This is a genomic window from Devosia insulae DS-56 (assembly GCF_000970465.2).
Lineage (GTDB): Bacteria > Pseudomonadota > Alphaproteobacteria > Rhizobiales > Devosiaceae > Devosia_A > Devosia_A insulae.
In genome coordinates, this window is record NZ_LAJE02000304.1 from 1 (window position 1) to 3,205 (window position 3,205).

The window sequence follows — 3,205 nt, forward strand, 5'->3', positions numbered from 1 at the left end:
CCCAATCACACTTTTCTCCCCACCCCGGAACCAATTGTGGCGGACCTCGTTATTGGGCTGACGCGCCAACGTGGCGGCGTGTCTACCGGCCCTCCCTCCGGTAGCACCCTTGCAAAAGGAACGAGAGCGATGACCCGACTTGAGATCGCCAACCTCGAACATGCCGCCCGCTCGGCCGTCGTGTGGATCCCCGAAGGATATGACGGGCGTACGCATTACGGCGCCGTGCTTGCCGCCCTCCTCCCTGCTGCAGGCATTCTTGTCGTAGCCGCTACCCTCCTCCTGTCGATCGTCTAGGAGCGTCCACCGTGACTTTGAGCACGATCATCATTGTTCTGCTGATCCTGCTGTTGATCGGCGCCATACCGGCCTGGCCCTACTCCCGCTCCTGGGGAGCTTACCCCTCCGGTATTCTTGGCGTCGTGCTCGTCATCGTCATCATCCTCGTGTTGATGCGCGTATTCTGACGAGCTTCGCGAGCCAAGGTCGCCCCCCTTATGGCTCGCCATCGCACCCCAGTTCGCCCCCGGACTGGTCTGCACTCTTTTCTCCGGGCCACTCGCCCGATAGCCCCGGAAATCAAGGGGTTCGGAACTCTTGCGCCAACCGTGCGTTGCCCCCCCATCACATCAGGAGCGACCATCATGGCATCCACTACCGATATGGCCCCCAACCGTACCGCCGCAGCCACCAAGGCACCGGCCCGCCGCGCCGCCAACGGCCCGCGTCGCGCTGCTGCGCGCCAGAGCCAAAGCCGCGAGGACGAACTCTCGGCCCAGGTGCACCAGTTGCAGACCGATTTGAAGTCGATCGCCGCGACTCTGGCCAGCCTCGCCGAGGATAAGGTCAACGACGCGCAGAAGCTTGCCAAGCGCGAGGTGAAGAACCTTGCCCGCTCTGGCCAGAGCGCCGTCGAGGACGTGCAGGACGAATTCGGCCAGCTCGAAAAGCAGATCAAGGACACCATCCGCGAGAAGCCGCTGACCGCTGTCGCTGGCGCGATTGCGCTGGGCTTCGTGCTCGCCGTCGTTTCGAGGTAGCCCCATGCACCTCCTCGCTTTGGCGGCGTCGGTCCTCGGGATCGAGGTCGACGAGTTGCTCGAGCACTTCAAGCGGAACGCCATGGCCTGGTCGGCCGTGGCGCTCTTTGCGTTGATCGGCCTGGTCTTCGGGCTGGTGGCGCTCAACGCCTGGTTCACCCTGATGTGGGGGCCGATCGTCGCGCCGCTGGTGATCGCCGCCGGCGCATTGGTGATCGCGCTCGGGCTCTATGCCGCCATCACCATCACCGACAGCATCGCCAAAAAGCATGCCGCGCAGCGGCGCAATGCTGCCGAAAAGACCGCTCTGGTCACCACCGCGGCGCTCACCGCCCTGCCGCTGGTGCTGAAGTCAGACCTGATGAGAAAGGTCGGCATTCCGATCGGCGGCGCGCTCGCCGCTGCCTACCTGCTGGCCAAGCCCGGCAGTTCGCACGGCCATAGTAATGGCCATGATCCGGACTGATCACGTCGCCACATTTGTCGGGAACCCCGTCTGACCGGCCGCGTTATCTGATGCACCTGCAGTTCCTGCAGGTGAGGCCAAAGCAGATTTCCAGGAGTGTGAGCAATGACCCACATCAAACGGAAGATCGTGACCATTCTGACCGACGACCACATTGCGGATGCTGAGAAGATCACCATCCTGCGCCAGCTCGAAGCGGACTCGCTCTCCAAGGAGCGCAGCGCCACTGAAGGCATGACCCCGGTCGACGGCGACGACGGCGAAGACCTGAAGACCATCGAGAACGCCCTGCGCAAGCTCGGCCAGGAGCCGGTGGAAGCAGGGGCATCGAGCCTCTGAGTGCAACAGTTTGAGTAGATTGCTCACCCCGCCCGGGTTTCCGCGGCGGGGTGATTGCGTTTGGGGTGCCGCAGTTTCTTGCACCGGTGGCGCAAAGTGCGTCCCCTCGCCCCTCTGGGGAGAGGGTCAGGGTGAGGGGTAGCCAAGCACACCGGCCTGACGACCATAGTGCCGAGAGCTGGATGGTTCAGCGTGCTTGGCACCCCTCACCCGCAGCGAGGCCTTCGGCCTCACTGCCGCCCTCTCCCCAGAGGGGCGAGGGGGCGTTGGGGCACCGCCAGTGAACTCAAGCCGCCTCGGTCTGCGGGTCCCTGCTCTCCGGCGCGACCTCGGCCGCCGGCTGCACCACCTTCAACCCACCCGCATGGATCCGCAAATCCACCTGCCGTTCCAGCGGGATCAGTTCGCCGTCGATCACTGCCAGGGCCGAGGCCTTGCGGTGCGGGAAGCGGAGGCTGACCTGCGCCACTTCGCGTTCCGAGACCAGCGGATGCGCCTTCCAGTTGCCGAAGGCCAGTGACAAAGCCAGCCGCGCCAGCTCGGCCGGCGGCATGGGTTTGACCACATAGACCCCGAGTACGCCGCGATCGACCGCCTCGGCATAGGGCACATGGCCCTCCCCCAGCACATTGTTGGAGACGGCGATCGCCGTCGCCTTGCGCCGGTCGGTGCCTTTGCTGGTGCTGATTTCTGCCTCGAACACCAGCGGACGCGACAGCGCCAGCCCGATGGCCCTGAGGCTCGCAAGCATCTTGCCCCAGCGGCTGTGATAGGTGAGCTCGTTGCGGATGCGAACCAGCCGCGAGTGCAGACCGACCGAGAACTGGTGGACGAACGGCCGGCCATTGGCGGTGGCGATATCGACCGCCGCAACCTGCCCCCGCGCAATGGCGCCAAGCGCCGCCTCGAGCTGCAACGGCACCCCGAGCGAACGGGCGAAGAGGTTCATCGTACCGGCCGGCAGCACCGCCAGCGCCATCTTGTGGGCAAAGCAGATGCCGGCTGCCGCCGATATGGTGCCATCGCCGCCGCCGGCCAGCACGACCTCGGAGGTCGGATCGGCAGCGGCACGCTCGAGCTCCGCACTCAGCTGATCGCCGTCGACCACCCGGCAGTCGATCGATTGGCCATGCTCGGCAAAAATCCGCTCGGCCGTAGCGACGAACGCCGCCATATCCATGGTGCGGAAGGTGCCGCCGTCCTTGTTGAACACCCCAACGAAATGCATGCGGCCCCCTGGGATTACCCCGTGACGAGCGGAACGGCGCGACGGGGCAGCGGGTTCCGTCGGCTGGTGCGCCGTACTCTCCGTGATCCTCCCCCGCGTGGCGGGGGAGGGGGACCGCCGAAGGCGGTGGAG

6 protein-coding genes are annotated in these 3,205 nt (G+C 65.6%); 5 read left to right on the forward strand and 1 reads right to left on the reverse strand.

The window, feature by feature from the left end; all coding sequences use genetic code 11:
- Positions 1-129 precede the first annotated feature (129 nt).
- The 5 genes from VW23_RS29115 to VW23_RS21250 all read left to right on the forward strand — a co-directional run bounded on the left by VW23_RS29115 (position 130) and on the right by VW23_RS21250 (position 1,845).
- Positions 130-297, forward strand: coding sequence for a hypothetical protein (locus VW23_RS29115; RefSeq protein WP_176730453.1), 168 nt, complete (start codon positions 130-132; stop codon positions 295-297).
- Between the two features lie 11 nt (positions 298-308).
- Complete coding sequence (locus tag VW23_RS21235; protein ID WP_069911505.1) at positions 309-467, forward strand: DUF3309 family protein; 159 nt, start codon at positions 309-311, stop codon at positions 465-467.
- A 177-nt stretch (positions 468-644) separates the two neighbouring features.
- Positions 645-1,040: an ElaB/YgaM/YqjD family protein gene (locus VW23_RS21240; RefSeq protein ID WP_141728425.1), complete on the forward strand. Its 396-nt coding sequence runs from the start codon at positions 645-647 to the stop codon at positions 1,038-1,040.
- 4 nt (positions 1,041-1,044) lie between these two features.
- Positions 1,045-1,506: a hypothetical protein gene (locus VW23_RS21245; RefSeq protein WP_069911506.1), complete on the forward strand. Its 462-nt coding sequence runs from the start codon at positions 1,045-1,047 to the stop codon at positions 1,504-1,506.
- 105 nt (positions 1,507-1,611) lie between these two features.
- Positions 1,612-1,845, forward strand: coding sequence for a hypothetical protein (locus tag VW23_RS21250; RefSeq protein WP_069911507.1), 234 nt, complete (start codon positions 1,612-1,614; stop codon positions 1,843-1,845).
- A gap of 286 nt (positions 1,846-2,131) precedes the next feature.
- Here the strand turns inward: VW23_RS21250 and VW23_RS21255 are convergent, their stop codons facing one another.
- Positions 2,132-3,073 (reverse strand): diacylglycerol/lipid kinase family protein, encoded by a 942-nt coding sequence (locus VW23_RS21255; protein WP_069911508.1) that lies wholly within the window; start codon positions 3,071-3,073, stop codon positions 2,132-2,134.
- Positions 3,074-3,205 lie beyond the last annotated feature (132 nt).

Excerpts from the sequence above, each read along its gene's own strand:
- VW23_RS21245 (WP_069911506.1), top strand. The coding sequence starts at position 1,045 with ATGCACCTCCTCGCTTTGGCGGCGTCGGTCCTCGGGATCGAGGTCGAC.
- VW23_RS21255 (WP_069911508.1), bottom strand. The coding sequence starts at position 3,073 with ATGCATTTCGTTGGGGTGTTCAACAAGGACGGCGGCACCTTCCGCACC.
- VW23_RS21240 (WP_141728425.1), top strand. The coding sequence starts at position 645 with ATGGCATCCACTACCGATATGGCCCCCAACCGTACCGCCGCAGCCACC.
- VW23_RS21250 (WP_069911507.1), top strand. The coding sequence starts at position 1,612 with ATGACCCACATCAAACGGAAGATCGTGACCATTCTGACCGACGACCAC.
- VW23_RS29115 (WP_176730453.1), top strand. The coding sequence starts at position 130 with ATGACCCGACTTGAGATCGCCAACCTCGAACATGCCGCCCGCTCGGCC.